At 64.6% G+C, this 19185-nt stretch carries 6 protein-coding genes; all 6 read left to right on the top strand.

From position 1 onward, the window contains the following. Positions 1 to 257 precede the first annotated feature (257 nt). Positions 258 to 1205: an XrtB/PEP-CTERM-associated transcriptional regulator EpsA gene (epsA, locus tag AT984_RS02495; RefSeq protein ID WP_082679722.1), complete on the top strand. Its 948-nt coding sequence runs from the start codon at positions 258 to 260 to the stop codon at positions 1203 to 1205. Between the two features lie 375 nt (positions 1206 to 1580). After that, complete coding sequence (locus tag AT984_RS02500) at positions 1581 to 2426, top strand: PEP-CTERM sorting domain-containing protein (protein WP_058718759.1); 846 nt, start codon at positions 1581 to 1583, stop codon at positions 2424 to 2426. Positions 2427 to 2526: 100 nt separating this feature from the next. Further along, complete coding sequence (locus tag AT984_RS02505; protein ID WP_058718760.1) at positions 2527 to 4029, top strand: hypothetical protein; 1503 nt, start codon at positions 2527 to 2529, stop codon at positions 4027 to 4029. A 96-nt stretch (positions 4030 to 4125) separates the two neighbouring features. Further along, positions 4126 to 5250, top strand: a complete 1125-nt coding sequence (locus tag AT984_RS02510; protein ID WP_082679723.1) for a PEP-CTERM sorting domain-containing protein — start codon at positions 4126 to 4128, stop codon at positions 5248 to 5250. A gap of 187 nt (positions 5251 to 5437) precedes the next feature. Beyond that, the gene (locus AT984_RS02515; RefSeq protein ID WP_082679724.1) at positions 5438 to 7189 is read left to right on the top strand and encodes a ShlB/FhaC/HecB family hemolysin secretion/activation protein; all 1752 of its coding nucleotides are present in this window, start codon (positions 5438 to 5440) and stop codon (positions 7187 to 7189) included. 14 nt (positions 7190 to 7203) lie between these two features. Then, positions 7204 to 19146 carry a filamentous haemagglutinin family protein gene (locus AT984_RS02520; protein WP_156421859.1) on the top strand — a complete coding sequence of 3981 codons (11943 nt, stop codon included), beginning with the start codon at positions 7204 to 7206 and terminating at the stop codon, positions 19144 to 19146. Positions 19147 to 19185: the final 39 nt, after the last annotated feature.

Here is a 19185-nt window from a genome sequence, read left to right on the forward strand (position 1 = left end):
AGGGCGTTGCGACTACGGTAGCTTGTGGTGGTGTAGTCCGAACGGCTTACGGTCTTTGCACATCTTCAAACACTGGTCACATGTCGCACATATCCTGCGGCTGGGCTTTGAACTTGCTTGGGCCTCATTCCAGACGGCTTGAGGGAGCAAGGCCAATCGTTCAATGATTCGAATGCTGTTGCCCCGGCCCGGCCTGAGGCTTAGGGGACAGCGCAATCCGCCACGAGCGGCACACAAAACAAAAAGGTACAAGCTCTATGCATGCTTTGCCCGAACCGGGAGAGCCTGGTGGCTTGCTGGGCGCCGCAACTCAGGTGGAACTGACGCGGCCCTTGGGCGAGATGATCAAGGAGGCCTTGAGTCATGGGGGTCAGGCCTTGCCTCGCGGCATCGTCGAACCCGTCAATGCGGACCAGGTTGAGGCGATGGTGCGCGCCGTTGAGGCCGCGCTGGACGTGCGCCGGCGTTACCAGTTTTTTGTCTGGAGCCAAAGCCATCTGCAAGCCTTATTGCCGCATCAGCTGGCAGTGTGTGGCGCCTATGTGCGCCAGCGCCGTGAGGTGGTGTTTGAGGCTTTCAATAGTGTTGCCGTCAACGCTGAATTGCTGGACTGTTTGGCCGATGGCCGCAGCGCCTTGATGCAGCAGTTGCAGGGGCGCTGGATCGACCAGCGTGGCAAGCCACTGGCCGTGGCGGTGCAAAGCTTGGAAGGGCAAGCCCTGGCCCCGATGCGGCAGGCCTTGCTGGAAGCAGGCTTTGTGGAGTTGCTGGTGCACGGGGTGGCGCGGCCGCAGCGCCCGACCGAGATCGAGAGCTTTTTTGTGTTCTCCAGCCAAGCGCGCATCAGTGGCCCGCAGCAGCGCCTGATGATGGAGTTGTTAATGCCTTATCTGCACGGCACCTGGCTGCGCGTGCAAACGGTGGAGCGCGACATCAGCGAAGCCCCGCGCACGGTGGGCGTGCGCCAGGCCCAGGGCAATGCCATCACCGAGCGTGAGCGCGAGATCTTGTCTTGGCTGCGCGAGGGCATGAGCAATCAGCAGATCGGCGAGCAGCTCAGCATCAGTGCCCTGACGGTGAAAAACCATGTGCAGAAAATTCTGCGCAAGCTCGGTGCCGCCAACCGCGCGCAGGCGGTGGCCCGGGCCATGTCGATGAATCTGCTTGGCCGCTCCAGCACGGACGGCGGGCGTGACGGAGCTTGAAACTAATTGCTGCGCCGGCCCTAGGGTTTGCCCGCAATGTCACTGAAATTTGCCGGCCGGCATGGGTCAATCGGACTATCTGGCGCGGTGTGAAAGGTGAATTTCTTCACGCAGTTCTGACAATATTCCGGAGTCGATGCACAACGCATTCGGTCTCCAGCTCTTTTCCCTGTGCAGGCGAGTCTTTCGCCTGCCCCGCCCGAAAGTAGCCGCCGCAACGCTCCCCTTGTGGAACTCAAGACGAGTTCCAGACATTGAGCGCTTCGCCAGTGGTTGCTCCTTAGGCGGCGCCGATCAGCCAAAGGCTCTCAAGCGCCTTGGTCGGCACCTGTCCTTTTGAGTATTTTCTCAAGCAACCATTCGGAGTTAAACATCATGTTGATGATCAAGAAAATTGCTGCCGCGGCAGCTCTGTTGGCAGCAGCCCCGGCTTTCGCTGCTATCCAAGGCTTGAACGCGCAGCACTTGGACGGCGAACTGTATTTCAATGTCTTCGATCAAGTGGCCAATGTGTCCTACACCAAGGACCTGGGCACGATGGCCAGCCTGTTCAAGATCAATGGCGATGGCAACGAAGCCGGCTACAAGATCAGCTTTAACCTCACCGGCGATGCCAACTGGACCAGCTTTGTTGCTTTGACCAAGCCCGCCAATCTGGTGTGGAACGTGCTCGGCAATGTGGTCAGCGGTGGCAACAAGCCTGGCTTTGTGAAGCTGTACACGACCGTTAAGGGCGGCGACGAAGCTGTCATCCCAACTTGGACCAATCAACTCTTCTCTGCCGGCGTCAGCACCGGTACGGTTGGCTGGTTCCTGGGCAATGTCAACGACACAGGCACGCATGGCGTGAGAGGCACGGCCCCGAACTACGCCACCAACGGTTCGAGCGTCAACAAACTGGCCGATGATGCCAATTCGTATTTTGGAACTTCGGTCGGCGAGCGCTTCAATGGTCGTGCGCCTTTCTCGAATTCCAATGCTGTCGGTGAGTCTTCCACCTTTAGCTTGATCACACGCTCTTCGCTGTCCAACAACCTCGCCTTGGTCAACGTTGATACTTTTGCTAACTCACACGGTGAGGGCAAATGGGTCTTTGAAAGCACCACCAACGGCATGGTGCTGACTTACGCCTTGGCAGTTCCTGAGCCAAGCAGCTACGCGCTGCTCTTGGCTGGTTTGATGGGCGTTGGCTTTGTGGTGCGTCGCCGCAATCAAGCCTGATCGCGCTAAGCACTCAAGTTTCCACCTGATTTAACTGCATGCACTGCCCTGGCTTGGCCAAGGCAGAGGCATGCCGCTTCCAGATATTTAAAGGATTGTCATGAAACTCCGCCTGATTGCCTGCGCTGTCGCCACTTTGGCTACTTCTTCCGCCTTCGCTGCTCCCATCAACGCTGACACTGCCGTGCAGATCCATATGAGCGGCGCCTCTGCCGTTCGCGCTGCTCTGGGTAGCGTGGTGCTCAACGATGTTTGCGGCGGCCTGGCCAACAACACCGCCACCATCTACAACGCCACTTATGACGCCGCTGGCGGCTTCAAGACCAATAGCAACTTCTGGGCCGTGACCTGCAAGTTGCCTGCCGCCAAGCTGGGCCTGGCGGCCGGCACCAACATCGCCTTCTTCAAGAGCGATGCTGGTGGTTCCGCCCAAGGTGTGTTCCCTGTGTACTACGGTAGTGCACGTCCCTTCGCCAATCTGAGCACCTGCACGAGCGGCTCTGGCCAGGTTTTCAGCGGTTGCCTGGGCAACCGCATGGCTACTCCCAACTTGGGCATGTCCGATGTGGAGCCCGGTATGTTTGTTGGCGCCAACGTGCCTGCCGATCCTCTGGATGCGGATGACAATGACTACCCGACTTCTGGTCTGACAAGTGCTCAGCAGGGCGAGCTGAAGATCACGCCCGTGATTCAGACCGTGTTCGCCGTCGCCGTCAACACGGCCCTGTACAACGATATGTTTGCCAAGCAGGGCCTGAGCGCCAAGAAGGACAGCGCTGGTGCAGCCTGCACCACCTCTTCTAACGAAGAGAACTGCATCCCTTCGATTGGCAAGGCTGAAGCCAGCACATTCTTCACTGGCAATGCGTTCAACTGGAAGATGTTGTCTGCCAATGCCGCGCTGAACACGACGCAAGTCAATGTCTGCCGCCGCGTGAAGGGTTCGGGCTCGCAGGCTGCTGCCAACATGATGTTTGGTGGTCGCCCTTGCAGTGCTACCGGTCTGGAGCCTGCTGGCTATGACACATCGACTTCGGCTGCCCCCGAAGACATGTCCGCATTTGCCAACACCACGGTTTCTGGCCTGAGCATTCCCAACTATCTGCTGGCCAATATGGGTGCAGGTTCGGGTATGCCTGGCGGTGAAGGCTTGTTCGTGTTCGAAGGCCCGGGCACCGGCGATGTGATCACTTGCATGAATGCGGCTCAGTCCAATGGTGGCTATGCCATCGGCCACATCTCCAAGGAAAACGCACCTGGCTCCAATAGCTGGAAGCATGTCCGCCTGGAAGGCGCCATGGCTGATGGCAACAACGCCAAGCAAGGTCGTTACGACTATCTGGTTGAGTCCACTGTTCAGTACAAGAAGTCGGCTTTCGCAGCACTGTCGCCTGAGCAAAAGTCCTTCATCACGGGCTTCACGGCCGAGATCGCTAAGCCTTCGGCACTGAACACCTTGTCCAGCGCGAACAAGGCCGGCATCCTGGCATTGCCAACCAGCTATGCCGGTGACTTCGGTACCGGCACTGTTGCGGAAGTCACCTTCGGCTCGCGCGTGAATCGTGGTGGCAATAGCTGCGCACCGTTGATCGCAGTGAAGTAATCAAGCGTTTAGAAGTCAAGCCTTTCGGCCCTGCCGTTCAGGGTCGGATCGGAGGAGGGGTCAAGGCCCCTCCTTCTAGTCATTTTGGTGAATTCAATGACACTCACAAAAGAAGCTCGCCACCAATATCTGCTGAGCCCTGTCTGCATGCGGCTGATCTTGACCGGGCTGCTACTTACGGCGTGTGGCTATGCTGCTGCAGCGATCTCGCCTGGAAAGGGCTATACCGGAAATGACGCGGCCGCAAAGGCCAAATACGACGGCAATGGCGAGATGGCCTTTGTTGTCTACGACTCGGAGGCTAAGGTCTCATACGCGAAGGATTTGGGTCTGGACTTGAACGCGTTCTTTGTCAGCGCGCAGCAGGAAAACTTCACCCAGCTCTTTTTCCCGATCGCAGATCCGCAATGGGTCGACTTCTTGCAAAAGGCTGACATCAGTCGTTTGAAATGGGCTCTGTTTGGTGTGGATGTGCTGGGTACCAACAAGCCAGGCGATAGACGATTTTTCACAACTGCCACGCAAGGGACTGAAGGCACCATCGCCACCATGACCAATCAGTCGTTCGGTGCGCTGATCGTCGCGAACGCGGGCCCTAGCGGCTTTCTCGATCTTGTGAATACAACAGGTACCCATGGCGTGAGCGGCACTACGCTTGACTATTCGTCCAATGGCAGCAGTTTCAATTCCGCTGAAATTGACGCCAAATCATATTTTGGTTCCGACAGTCCCGTGTTCAATGAAAACGGGCTTGGGCGAATGCCATTCACCATGGGAAATGATGTTGGCAAATCGTCCTGGTTCTACTATCTGACTCGCTCCAGCCTGACAAACAACTTGGCCAATGTCCTTGTCGACGAATTCGACAACGTGGGTAACGACGGCTACTGGGGTTTCACCAAGGTCGCGGACAACGCCAACTCGCCCTACAAGGGGCAGTACCTGCTCAGCTACACCCTGGAAGCCAGCACGCCGAAGGCGGCCACCGCACTGGGCCAGGCGCGCATTAATTTGACCGACTTCAGCGCCGGCTTCATGGCCCGGGCCTATCTCCCGGAGTCCACTGAATTTGCGGGTTATCGGCCCAGCAGCTTGGTCATGCCCAGCGTGACCGTGAGTGCCGTTCCTGAGCCTGCAAGCTGGGGCCTGATGGCGCTTGGTCTGCTGGCGCTGGGTGGCCGGGCCGCGCGTGTGCGGCAAGCCAAGCGCGTGACGTCTTGATGATGGCCTGAACCACGAGCTCACCAGCGTTTGAGTCGGCGCCTGAGGCTAGGCCTCGTTCGGTCGATCCCCGCTGGCGTGGCCCTTTCGGCCTAGGTCTTTGTTTGCTGAGCTAGTCCGAACGGCTCACGCCGCAACGTCCCCTCTTCATCGCCGCTTCACTGCGGTTTCCGATACTGCTTTCACTATGAAATCGTGCGCCTCTCCTCTGGCCGCAGGCCGGGGCCTGTGCGCTACTGCAGCTACAGGCCTGGCCTGTGCCTTGCTGCTGACGCTGCTGATGTTGCTGTCCGCAAAGCCTGTGCAGGGCGCCAGCCTGCAGGTGCCGCCGGAGCGCTCAGCGGCCGCAGAACCTGCTTCGCCTCGCTTTGCCATTCTCGAATTTGAGATCAGCGGCAACACCGTCTTGCCCGTGGCAGCGGTGGAGCAGGTGGTGCTGCCCTTCATGGGCAAAGACAAGGACATGGCCGATGTGGAGGCCGCCCGCGAAGCGCTTGAAAAGCGTTACCAGCAGGCCGGCTTTCTGACTGTGTTTGTCGATATTCCTGAGCAGCGGGTGGAGGGCGGCGTGCTGCGCCTGCATGTGACCGAGGGTCGCGTTGAGCGCTTGCGCGTAACCGGCTCGCGCTACTACGACCAGGGCGTGATTCGTGAGCGCGTCAGTCAGCTCGCCCCCGGCCAGGTGCCAGACTTCAACCAGGCCGCCGCGCAGATCGCCGGCTTGAACCGTGAGGAGCGCCAACTGCAGCAGATCTTGCGCCCCGGCTTGACGCCCGGTACGGTGGAGGTGGAGCTGCGCGTCAATGACAAACTGCCCGCTGGCGCCAGCCTGGAAATCAATAACCGCCACGCCGCCGATACCGACCCCTGGCGTGCCTCGCTGGCCCTGCATCACGACAACCTCTGGCAGCGTGACCACAGCCTCACGCTGAGCCTGATCACCGCGCCGCGCAATACGAAACAGTCCAGCGTGCTGGTGGGCAATTACAGCTGGCCCCTGAGTGCAGAGCCGGGTCGCCCGCAAAGCTTGCTGGCCACGGTGGTGCTGTCGAACAGCAATGTGGCGCCGCTTGGGGCCGGCACGGTGATCGGCAAGGGCGCCACCTACGGTCTGCGCTGGAATCGCAGCGTGCCGCATGCGTCGAGCGAAGGCGACTCGCTGCACAGCTTCAGCGTCGGCGGGGACTACAAAGACGTGCAGGAGCAGCAGTTGAGCGCCGGCGGCGAGCTGTCTACCCCTTTGCGCTACCTGCCATTTCAAGCGGCCTACACCGGCATCTGGTTTGCGGGCGGGGTGCAAAGCAGCCTCAGCAGCAGCATCACCTTCGGCTGGCGCAACTGGTTGCAGCGTGATGTGGCCTGCCCCGGCAACCTCGGCGCGGTGGATCAGTTTCAGTGCAAGCGCGACGGTGCCGATGGCAGTTTTGCCTACTGGCGCGGGGAGTTGCGCGATGCCCGGCCCTTGCGCACCCTGGGCTTGCCCGCGGCCTTGGGAGGCAGCCTGAACACCCGCTTCGCTTGGCAGCTGGCCACGCAGCCCCTGGTGTCGGGTGAGCAATACGCACTGGGTGGTGTGGACACGGTGCGCGGCTATCTGGAAGCCGAGGCCGCGGGCGACAACGCCATGCTGGCCGGGCTGGAGTGGCGCAGCGCCAATTTGTTAGCGGCTCCCGCTGCTGGCGCCGCAGCCAAAGCGGAGTCTTCGTGGTGGCGTGAGTTGACGCTGCTGGGCTATGCCGAAGGCGGCCGCGTGCAAACCCTCAACCCTTTGCCTGAACAGGCCGAGCACAGCTGGCTGGCCGGTGCCGGCCTGGGCTTGCGCCTGCGTGCCGGGGCCGGCTTGTCGGCCGACCTGGACCTGGCCTGGCCGCTCAAAAGCACCCGCATCAGCCCCAAGAACGAGCCTCGTTTGCACTTGCGCCTGAGCGCGCAGCTTTGACCCCGATTGCCATCATGTCAGCCACAGCCCGCCTTCACCCCACGCCCGCTTCATACGCGCTCAGCCCGAAGGCGAGTTTCGCGACAGCGCCCTTGCTGGTGGCCATGCTGGCAATCTGGCCGCTGCAATCGCTGGCGCAGGCCGGTGCTCGCGCCGCCGCGCCGGCCGCCCAGGTGCTGCCCGCTGGCATGCGTGTGATCACTGGCAACGCCGCCTCCCGGGTCAACACCGATAACGGCCGTGGCGGCCAAGACATGGTCATCGACCAAGCCACCGCCCGCGCCATCTACCAATGGCAAAGCTTCAATATTGGCGCCAATAGCAGCGTGGAATACCGCATGCCCGGCGTCGGCAGCGCGGCGCTGAATCGGGTGGACAAAGGGGCGGCGCCCAGCGCCATCTTCGGCACGCTCAAGTCCACCGTGCCCAATCCGGCCTTTGTGACCGGCGGCAGCCAGCCTGAGCGCATCAGCGGCGGCGACATCTTTTTGCTCAATGGCAACGGCATTCTCTTTGGACCTAACGCCAAGGTCGATGTGGGCGCGCTGATTGCCTCGACCCTGAACGTTGATAACGACGACTTTCTGCTCGGCCTGACCAAGTCCATCTACGCCACCAACCCCAGCTTCAAACGCGATGCCGATGTGCTTGGCATGCCCGATGTGGGCCGCGGCTTTGTGGAGGTCAGCAAGGGTGCGGCCATCACCACGCCGTCGGGCGGGCGGGTGTTCTTGTTCGCTGAAGATGTCATCAACGCCGGCAGCATCGCCACCCCACAGGGGCAGACGGTGCTGGCCGCGGGCGAGCAGGTCTATCTGCAAACGCCCACGGTCGAGCGGCTCTATGCCTCCGAGGTCAATGCGGCCGTGCCAGCCGTGCGTGGTTTGCTGGTGGAGGTGGGCACGGGTGCCGGCCGGGTCGATCAGCTGGGTGATATTGCCAGCAACCGGGGCAACACCACCTTGGTGGGCATGGCCGTCAATCAGATGGGCCGCATCAGTGCCAGCACCAGCGTCAGCGAGAACGGCTCGGTGTTTTTGCTGGCGCGCGGCCAAGCCCAGGGCATCAGCTCGGGCGGTGTGATCGTCAAGCGCGCCGCCGAGGGCGGCACGCTGACCCTGGGTGCCGCCAGCCGCATTGAGATGGCGCCGGATGCCGCCGGCGGCAGTGCCACCGGCGATCAGTTCACCGCCTCGCGCGTGGAAATGAATGCCCTGAACATTCAGCTGCAGGGCCGTGATTCGGCTGGCAATGCCGGCGCGCAAATAGTCGCCCCAGCCGCCCAGGTGCGCTTGCGCGCCGAGGCCAAGCCGAACTATGAAAAGGTGGACCCGCAGGCCAATGCTATGGCCAGCCCCAATCTCGAAGCGGCCACGCGCCCCTTCGACGCCCGCGCGACCATCGTCGTGGGTGAGGGCGCAGGTATTGACCTCTCCGGCACCCGCAGCACGGAGGTGTCGGCCGCGCGCAATTTCGTCACCACTGAACTGCTGGGTGGCAATGATCTGAAAGACGCCCCGCTGCAAAAAGAGGGGCCGCTGTATCGCGCCAAAGTGACCTTTGATGTGCGCGCCCCCGCGCCCATCCTGGGCGACACCAGCAGCTACCGTAACAATATCGCGAAGACGGCCGAAGAGCGCATGGCCAAGGGCGGTAGCCTGATGCTGGAAAGCACCGGGTCGGTGGCCACGCAGGCGGGCTCCAAGCTGGCCTTGAGCGGCGGGCAAGTGGCCTACACCGAAGCGGTGGTGCGGCCCAGTCGCCTGACGGCCGAAGATGGCAGCCAAGCCACGCTCAACACCGCCAGCGCCGATGTGCGTTATGTGGGCCTGAGAGATGCCAGCTACGGCTTGTACGGCCGTTGGGGCAAGGTCACGGGCTTCCGCGCCAGCAGCCAGGGGCAAGTGGCCAGCGCCTATGTGGACGGCCAAGCCGCGGGCAGCTTGCGCGTGTTGGCCCAGCAGGCCGATCTGACGGGCAGCATGGCGGCCAACACTTTGGCCGGCAGCCGTCAGCTGGCTGGGCTGGATGCTTTGGCTGCGGCCGGTAGCTTTCAACTCGGCGAGGCGCAGGCCAAGGGCACTGGGGTGGACAGCAAGCTGCTCTTGAGCACGCAAACGCCGCCTTCAACAGCCGGCGGCGTGGCCACGGCCGGGCTTGACGCCAGCACCAGTCTCTTGAATGTGGGCCTGCTGCAAGCGGCCGGTTTCGGCAGCATCAGCCTGGCCAGCGACCGTGGCATTGCCAGCGCGGCCGGTGCCGCGCTGCAGCTCGCGGATCGCAGCACGCTAACGCTTTACTCACGTGGCGCTGACGGCATCAGCCTGGGCGCAGACATCGTCAGTGCCGGCGGTAGCCTGCTGGCCCAAACGGTGGAGAACACCGACCGCAGCAGCACCCCTGGTGCCATCCGCGTGGCCGATGGTGTCAAGCTCGATATGGCCGGCCGCTTGCTGAACCAGGAGCGCGATGGCGCCAGCGTTCAGCGCGCCGTGCAAGGCGGCAGCGTCACGCTGAACTCAGGCGCAGGCCTGCTCTTGGGCCAGGGCTCGGTGCTGGATGTGTCTGGTGGTGCGACGGTGCGCAGCAATGGCAGCGTGCAAGCCGGCAATGCCGGCAGCTTGAACTTGAGCAGCAGCTTGGTCGCCGGTCAGGCGCAGGCTTTTGATTTGGGCGGCAGCCTGCTGGGCGTCGGCGTGGACAAGGGCGGCAGCCTCAAGCTGCGCGCCGCCACGGTGCAGATCGGCAGCAATGGTCCGGTGCTCGACAAGGCCAGTGGCGGCCTGAATCTGGGCACCGAGTTTTTCTCACAAGGCGGCTTTGAGCGCTTTGATGTGGACGGCATGCTGTCGCTGCAACTCGCAGACGGCGCGGTGCTGCGCCCGCAGCTGCAATCGCGCCAGGGCGGTGAGGTCTTTCGCGGTGGGCTTAGCGGCAGCCGGCTGGCCGATCTGAGCGGCTTATTGCAGCAAGACGCGGCCATGCGCCGGCCCGTCAGCCTGACTTTGCAATCTAGCGGCAATACCGCTGCTGCGCAGAGCGGCGCGCTGCGCATAGCCGAAGGCGCCCAGATTCTGCTGGACCCTAATGCCAATTTGACGATGACTGCCGGCCGCAGCTTGCAGATGTTGGGCCAGCTGACTGCGCCCGGCGGCACGGTCAGCCTGACGCAAAAGCCCGGCCTCGGCGGTGACGCGACGGAAGATGCGCTGCGCCTGGGCGCTGCCAGCCGCATCGATGTCTCTGGCCTGGCCCTGCTGCAGCCCAATGGGGATGGCCTTTTGCGTGGCCGGGTGCTGGAGGGCGGGGTGGTGACACTCAGTGCCGTCAGCGCTCAGTTGGATGCCGGTGCGCTCATCAAGGCTGATGGGGCCCAGGCTCAGCTGGACGCCGCCCCCATGGGTGCTGCCTTTGCCGAAGGCCGCCAGTCGGTGGCCAGCGCGGCGGGTGCGCTCAATATCGCCGTCGACGTGGCCGGACGGCAAGACAGCTTGCTGAATGCCAGCTTCCAGGCCAAAGCCGGCGGCAGCCGCCAAGCGGATGGGCGCCTGAGCGTGAAGATGAGCAAGAGCAGCGACGCCGCACAAGTCCCTGCGCACCGTTTGCTGCTGCAAGCGGCGCCTGCTCAGGGCGAGCCGGTGCAAGCGCAGCCGCAAGCCGGTGTGAAGACGGTGCAGCTGGCGCAAAGCCTGCTCGGCGCGCCAGGCAGCCTGGCCGACTTCAGCTTGGCCTCAATGGACAGCCTGGTGCTGGCCGGCGACTTGCAGCTGGAAGCCGCACGCCGCCTCAGCCTGGACACGCCCTTGCTGCAACTGGGACAGGATGCCAAGGTTCAGCTGCGCGGCAGCTCGGTACGGCTGAGCAATAGCTCGGCCTTTGCCGCGCCCACGGTGGCCAAAGCTGGCAAGGGCCAGTTGCTGGTCCAGGCAGCACCGCGCAGCGGCGCTGCAGCGGAGGGCACCAGCCTTGATCTGGTGGGCCAGCTGCAAATCGCCGGTGCGTCGGCCATCACTCTGGCCGCTCAAGGGGACTTGCGCCTGCACGGTGTGCTGAACAATGCGGGCGCCAGTGCGGGCCAGTTGCGCAGCGATGCGGACCTGACCCTGTCGGCCGCGCAAATTTACGGCAGCAGCGCGACTAACTTTTTGGTCGATGTCAGCGGCCGCAAGCTCACGATGCAGCGGGCAGAAGGCACTGCGGTATCCAAGCCCGCGGCGCCACTGTCGGGCGGTGCTGCGCTCACTTTCAAGGCACAAGACATCGTGCAAGACGGTGTGCTGCGCGCGCCCTTGGGCAGCCTGACGCTGCAGGCCGAACGCGAGCTAACGCTCACGCCCACCAGCCTGACTTCGGTTTCGGGTGATGGCCTGCTGCTGCCTTTCGGCAGCACGACAGGCGGCGCGGCCTGGTATTACGGCTCGCCGTCCAATCAACTCAAGGGCCTGCCGGCTAAACAGATTTCTCTCAGCGCGGCCAATTTGAATTTGGCGGCCAGTGGCAAGCTTCAGGCCCAGCTCGATATGAGCGGCGGCGGTGCCCTGCAAGGCCTGGAGTTTGTGGCCGGGCCTGGTGGCTCCAGCGATGTGTTCGCCGGTGCTGCGGGCGGGGCCTTCGCCATCGTGCCGGATGCTGCCAAGCTGGCGTCGCTGGATCTACATATCGCTTTGCAAAAAGATGCCAGTGGCGCGGCGGCGGATATTCCCGCCGGGCGGCAGCTGCTGCTGAGCCGCGATCTGCAGTTTGGTGATCAGTTGCTGAAGGCCGGCCGCTACGCCGTCATGCCGGCGCGTTATGCCTTGCTGCCGGGCAGCTTCCTGGTCAAGCCTGCAGCGGCAAGCACGACCGTCTCGGCCAACACCGCCGTCACCCAGGCCAGTGGGGCCGTCTTGGCCGGCGCGAGCTTCGCCACTGCCGGCACCGATTTGCAAGACGCTCGACCTTCGGCCTTCACCATCACGCCCAGCGCCGTGGCGCGTAAGTCCTCGGAGATCCGTAGCAGCCAGGCTGACATCTATTTCAGCCAGCAAGCCAAGCGCGAAGGCAAGGACTTGCCGCCCCTGGCCATCGACGCCGGCAGCCTCAATCTCAGCGCGCCGCGGATGACGATGCAGGCCGCCTTGAATTACGCCCACGCGGCGCAAGCCGGCGCCGGCGAACTCAATATTGGCGCGGCCCGCTTGGTCGTTTCCGAGCGTGCTGAGCTGTTCCCTGATGCGCTGGTGCTGTCGCCCCAGGCGCTGTCGGCGAGCGGCGCGGGCAGCATCATGCTGGGCGGCACGCGCGCGCAGGATGCCGCCACTGGCCAGCGCCAAGCTGCCGTCAGCGCGCAGACGGTGCAGATCGATGCGGGTGTCAGCCTGCAGGCGGCTGATCTGGTGCTGATGGCGCAGCAGTCGGTGGAGGTGGGAGCGGGCGCGCATTTGAGCGCTGCAGCTTCGAGCAGCGCGGCTGCTTCGGCCACCCCTGCCAAGGCCGCGGACACCTTGTATGTCAATGGTGACGGCGCATCGCTGCGCCTGTCGGCCGCGCCGACGGCTGTGCAACGCAGCGGGGTTCCCGCTCAAGCGATAGCACAGGGCCAGGTGCGCCTGGCCGCCGGCAGCGAACTCAAGGCCGGCGCGCAAGGCAGCCTGAGCCTGGAAGCCGCGGCGCGCACCTTGGTCGATGAGCAGGCCGCTTTGGATGCCGGCCGCTTGGTCTTGGGCGCAGGCAGGATTGTGGTGGGCGGTGTGGGCGCGGCTGGCGATACGACGGCCGGCGACAGCTTGCGGCTGACGGCCCGCCAACTTGCTGGCTTGAGTCAGGCGACCGAGTTGCAGCTGCGCAGCTACAGCGACATCTTCTTCGAGAACGGCGCCCAGCTCGGCGGCAAAGACTTGCGCTCGCTGACCCTGGATTCCTCCACGCTGACCGTGGCCGATGGCGGCCAGGCGGCGGCCAGTGCGCAGGCCCTGAAGTTGAGCAATAGCGCCGGCCAGGCGGCTGCTGCCAGCACGCCAAGCGGATCACCCGGCAATGCGCGGCTTGATTTACAAGCCACTGCCGGTGATTTGCAGATCGGCCCCGGCAGCGTCAGCACCAAGGCAGTGGGGCAACTCAGGCTCAGCGCGGCCCGCGACATTGTTTTCGCAGGCGAGGGCGGCTTGAACAGCGCGGGTGATGTTCAGCTGCGTTCGGACCGTGTGCTGGCCACTGCCTCGGCCAAGCAGGGCTTGACGGCCGGCGGCAGCTTGCAGTTGAGCCATGTGGATGCCGCAGCACCTAGCGCGGGTGTGAGTGCTGAGGCGACGCAGCCCGGCGCGGGTGCGCGTTTGAACCTGAGCGGCCGCGAGTTGCTGCAGGGCGGGCAGATCGATTTGCCCTCCGGTCAGCTGAATCTGCGCGCCAGCCAAAACCTGTTGTTTGCAGCGGGTTCGCTGAGCTCGGTGCAAGGCTTCACAAAGACCTTGGATGGTCAAACCATTGCCACAGCGGGTGGGCGCATCGATGCCAGCAGCAGTGGCGGTGATGTTCAAGTGGCGGCTGGTTCGCGCGTGAATGTGTCCGGCGCCGCCAATGCGGGCGGTGGCCAGTTATTGCTGGCGGCGCCACAAGGTGGTTTGCAATTGGCCGGTGACTTGCAAGGCCAGGGCATCAGCTCGGCCGGTGCAAGCCTGCAGTTGGACAGCCGCCAGGCTGTGAATCTGAGCCAGTTGGCTGGGCAACTGCCGACAGGCCAGTTCAGCCAATCGATCTCGGTGCGAAACCGCCAGGGCGATCAAACGCTGGCGGCCGGCACCGTGCTGCGCTCGGCCAGCCTGGCCCTCATCAGTGACGCCGGCACTTTGACGCTTGCCGGCGAACTGCAAGCCACAGCGGAGCGCGGCGCGCAAATTCTGCTGGCCAGTGGTGGGGATCTGACGCTGCGCCAAGGCGCCGTGCTGTCCGCCAGCAACAAGGCCGCCGGCGCTGACGGCGGAGACATCCGCTTGATGAGCGGCACCGGTCAGCTGAGCCTTGAAGCAGCCTCGATCTTGTCTACCCAAGGCGGCCCGTCCGGTCGCGACGGCAGCGTGCTGCTGCGCGCCGCCCGCACAGGTGTCAGTGATGCAACACCCGGCGGCACAGGTGTTGCCATCAGCAACGCAGGCGCTCAGTTTGATGCTGTGCGCTCTGTGCAGGTCGAGGCAGTTCGCGTTTACGACGGGGTTGAGTTGATCAGCGAGACGGCGGTTCCAGCACCGACTCCTGTGCCAACGCCAACGCCCACGCCTACGCCTACGCCTACGCCTACGCCTACGCCTACGCCTACGCCTACGCCAACGCCAACGCCAACGCCAACGCCAACGCCAACGCCCACGCCCACGCCCACGCCCACGCCCACGCCCACGCCCACGCCTACGCCTACGCCTACGCCAACGCCAACGCCCACGCCTACGCCCACGCCCACGCCCACGCCCACGCCTACGCCTACGCCTACACCCACGCCCACGCCTACACCGACGCCGACGCCGACACCGACACCGACGCCTACACCTACACCGACACCTACACCGACACCGACACCGACACCGACACCGACACCGACACCGACACCGACACCGACGCCGACGCCGACGCCTACGCCTACGCCCACGCCCACGCCCACGCCCACGCCTACGCCGACACCGACACCGACACCGACTGATCCGTCGCCCGGTTCGCCTGGAACGACGATCGGCGTGCCGCCGCCAGCCCCGCCAAGTGGGCCGCCTGTTGCCCCGCCGGCACCTTCTCCCGCGCCTGCGCCTGTGCCAACGGTGCCCTCAGTCGGCGCGCCTGGTACGACCGTCGGTGTTCCGCCGCCCAGTCCACCCATCGGCGGCTCAAGCGCCAAGCCGCAGGGGCTTGCTGCCACGGCTGACTCTGTCGCAAGCAATGGGCTGAGCCGTATGGCTCAGGCACAGGCCATGGCGAGTGCCACTGCCGTGGCTGCGCCGGGCACGCCGGGCACCACGATCGGTGTCACCCCGCCAGCGCCACCGATTGGCGGGACGCCTGGGCCGACACCAACACCAACGCCAACGCCAACTCCTACGCCTACGCCTACGCCTACGCCTACGCCCACGCCGACACCGACACCGACACCGACACCGACACCGACACCGACACCGACACCGACACCGACGCCGACACCGACGCCTACGCCTACGCCTACGCCCGCACCGAAGCCTGGTCCAGTCTCTCCGGGCGTGCCGGGTTCAACCATTGGCGTCACTCCGCCCAGCCCGCCGACGGGACCAAGTGGGGGCGTACCGACGCCAACGCCTAATCCAACGCCGACACCCACGCCAACGCCTACGCCTACGCCCAGCCCCTCGCCGGTTCCCACACCCGCGCCAGCCTCGCGTGCGCCCATACTCAAACCCTCCGTGGTCGATGCCGACAACAAGGCTTTTGTCGGCGCCGCAGCGGCCAATACCTTGCAGTTGGCGCTGAACTTGGCGAATGGCGATAGCGCTTTGCTGAACAAGCTGAGCGTTGCGCCCGGGGTCGAGATCCGCTCCAACAAGAGCCTGACCTTGGCCACTGACTGGAACTTGGCACCCACCACCGCCACACGCGTCGGTGCCGCGCCGGTCGTCACCTTGCGCGCCGCGGGTCAGCTGACCCTCAGCAATAGCTTGAGCGATGGCTTCGGGCCCGCCGTGGGCGCTGCAGACAAGCGTGCCATCACCGCCGGTAGCCTGGTCTTGCCCGGCGGTGCGGCATCGTTCCGCCTCATCGGCGGGGCCGAGTTGGCGGGCGCTGATCCGCTGAGCGTGCTCGCTGCCGGCAATAGCAATGCTGGCAATGGCAGCCCGGCAGGCATCACCGTGGGCCGTGTTGCCAGCAGCAATACTGCGGTGCCGCCGGTGGTCTTCATTCGCAGCAGCACCGGCAATATCGATTTGGCCGCCGCGGGTGATATCAATCTGGGTACTGCCCTTGACGCCAACGGACGCAAGAGCCAGGTGCGTATCTACACCACCGGCACGGCCGTGGCCGCCGCCGACACGCCTGGGTTTGAGACCCTGGGCGTCCGCACCGATACCCAGCTCATCCGCGGCAGCAGCGGCACGCTTGGTCCCTTCTTCCAGGACGCCGGCAATATCTCGCTCAGCGCCGGTGCCGATGTGCGCGGCCTGCCCGCGGCCATCTACAGCACCAACGCTAACGCCGAAAAAGTGCAGTACGTGAGCGACTGGTGGCTCCGTCAGACCAACACCACCAAGGCCGACCAAGGCGTGGCCCTGTGGTCGCGCTACGACTTGTTCGCCCAAGGCATTGCCTCCTTCGGCGGCGGTGATATCTCGGTACGCGCCGGCCGCGATGTGATTGACCTGGACGTCTCGACGCCCAGCAGCGGCTATGCCGTGCAAGCCACCGGTACGCCGGGCACAGCCGGCTACAAGCCGGCCCAGCAGCGCTGGTTCAGCGGCGGCAGCCTGGCGGTGCAGGCCGGGCGTGATGTGGTCGGCGGCCTGTTCAATGCGGGTGGTGCCCAAGCCTCCTTGAGCGCTGGCGATCAGATTCGCGCCGCCACCCAGGACGAAGCCAAGGCTCAGCCCTTGAGCTACCCCGGCCCGCAGCTCTTTTACATGGACACCGCCTGGACTGTTTCCGCCAGCAATGGTTTGCAACTCGGCAGCCTGGTCAATCCGGCCAGCATGTCCGGCGCCAAGCAGGGCGGTGAGCAGTCGGCCCGGGTGGATGCCGTTTTTGGCTTGTCGGGCAAGTCCAGTGCACAAATCCTCAGCGCGGCGGGCGATGTGGGCTTGAGCAACTCACGCCCCGCCAATGCGCAGTCGGGCAGCAGCCCGGGCGCGGCCGCCGATGTGGTGCCCGATGAATTGCTGTTGGCGGCGCCCGGCGGCAACATCAAGTCCGCTGCGTTGATGCAGCAAGCCATTGGCACCACCAGCCTGGCCGTCGTGGCCGGCAAGAGCGTGACCGTGGAGTCCTTCAAAGTGACGGCCGCCGCGGGCGAAATCTCTTGGCCCAAGCCGCAGGCCCAGGCCACCTTGAACGAGCTGTTTGACGTCTATGCCGGCCATTGGCTGCGCACCGACTCAGGCTTGGATGCCAGCGGCCGCAGCCCCGTGCACATCGTGGCGGGCGCGGGTGACCTGACGCTGGGCAGCCTAGCCTCTTTCAGTGCCCGACCGCTGCGCCTGGTGGCGGGCGGCGACCTGAATGCCGCCGGCCCGATTCAGCTGCAGCACAACAGCGCGGCGGAGATGAGCCTGCTGCAGGCCGGGCGCGACATCAAGCTGGGTCAGCAAGAAGGCATTCGGCAGGGTGGCCCCGGCGATTTGCTTTTGATCGCCGGCCGCGATGTGGACATGAACCGCGGCACCGGCATCAACACGGTGGGCAATCTGGACAACGGCCTCTTGCTCGGCAAGGGCGGCGCCAATATCACCGTGCTGGCCGGCGTGCAGTTGCAAGACAGCAGCCAGGCCGTGGCCAAGCAGTTCCAACTGGTGGGTGCCGGCCTGGAGTTCTACCCCGCGGAACTGGCCGTGCAGCTCAAGGCCCTGGCCGACGGGGGCCAGGTCTTGCCTCCCGCTGCGGCAGCTGCCGCTGCCAAGGCTTTTGCAGCTTTGCCGTTGGCGGAGCAACGCGAGCAAGTGCGCGCCCTGGTGGGTGATGCCTTGTTGAGCAGCAGCACCGAAGCTTTTCTGCAGCGCAGCGTGGCGCAAGCCGAAGCGAACAGCCTGGCCTCGGCCCAGGCGCTGGCGGCAGGGCGCATTGGTAGCGCTGGCCTCGCCGCCGATGCCAAGGTCGTGCCGGGCTCTGAGCTGTGGAACGGCGCGCCGCAAGTGCTTGGCGCAAAGGCGACGGCGGAGGACTTGGCGGCGGCCACCGAAGCCTCACGCCTGCGTTTGCGTGATGGCTTGCAAGCGGCCGCCTTGGGCGCCGCGCTGGCGGCCAAGGTGCAAAGCATGAGCCCTACGCAGCAGCAGGCGCTGACCCTGGCTGTCTCGCCCTACACCACGGCGCTGACCGACTTCGTCAATCAACGCCAGAGCACAAAACTCGACGGCGCCGCAGCGGCTGAGGCCTTCAAGGGCATGGACCGGGCGCAGCAAACCTTGTTCCTCAGCCAGGTGCTGGCCACCGAGCTACGCACGGCCGGCCGTGCCGCCTTGACGGGCTCGCATCTGGCCTATCTGCGCGGCTATCAGGCGCTGGACAGTTTGTTCCCTCCCGGCAGTGCAGCAGCGGCGGCCAGCGCGGCCCACGCTGACGGCAATATCTTGTTGTCCAACAGCCAGATCAAGACCAGCCAAGGCGGCAATATCGGCTTCATTGCGCCTGGCGGCACCTTGAATGTGGGTGACCTGGCCGGTGGCGCGGATGCGCGCTCGGCCGCCAATCTGGGCGTGGTCACGGTGGCCGGTGGCGACATCAACGCCGCCGTGCGCATGAGCGTGGAGGTCAATCAGTCGCGCATCTTCACGCTCGGCCGTGGCGATGTGTTGCTGTGGGCCAGCCTGGGCAACCTCGATGCCGGGCGCGGCGCCAAGACCGTGGTCGGCGCGCCGCCGCCGGTCTACACCATCAATGCGCAAGGCCAGTTCGTGGTCGACACCTCGGGCTCTTTCAGCGGCAGCGGCATCGCCGTGTTGGGCAGCGGCAGCAATTTGGATCTGTATGCGCCGCTGGGTGAAATCAATGCCGGTGATGCCGGCATCAAGACCCTGGGCAATGCCTTCCTGGGCGCCACCCGCCTGGTCGGCGCCGACAACTTCGCGGCCTCGGGCAAGAGCAGCGGTCTGGCGGTGCAGGTCGACGCCAGTGCGGCTGTCAGCGCCATTCCTCAGGCGCCGGCCGCCACCTCGGCCGGGCTGAAGGACCAAAAGCTGGCCGAGGACGACGAAGAACAGCGCCGCAAGCGCCGCCCCCGCCGCAACATCTTCCTGGACTTCCTTGGCTTCAGCCAGGGCGAATGACGCGCCACAAGCTCCTTTTCAAATTCATCTCAAGCTCCC

It is taken from the genome of Paucibacter sp. KCTC 42545, assembly GCF_001477625.1.
In the GTDB taxonomy this organism is placed as follows: domain Bacteria; phylum Pseudomonadota; class Gammaproteobacteria; order Burkholderiales; family Burkholderiaceae_C; genus Paucibacter_A.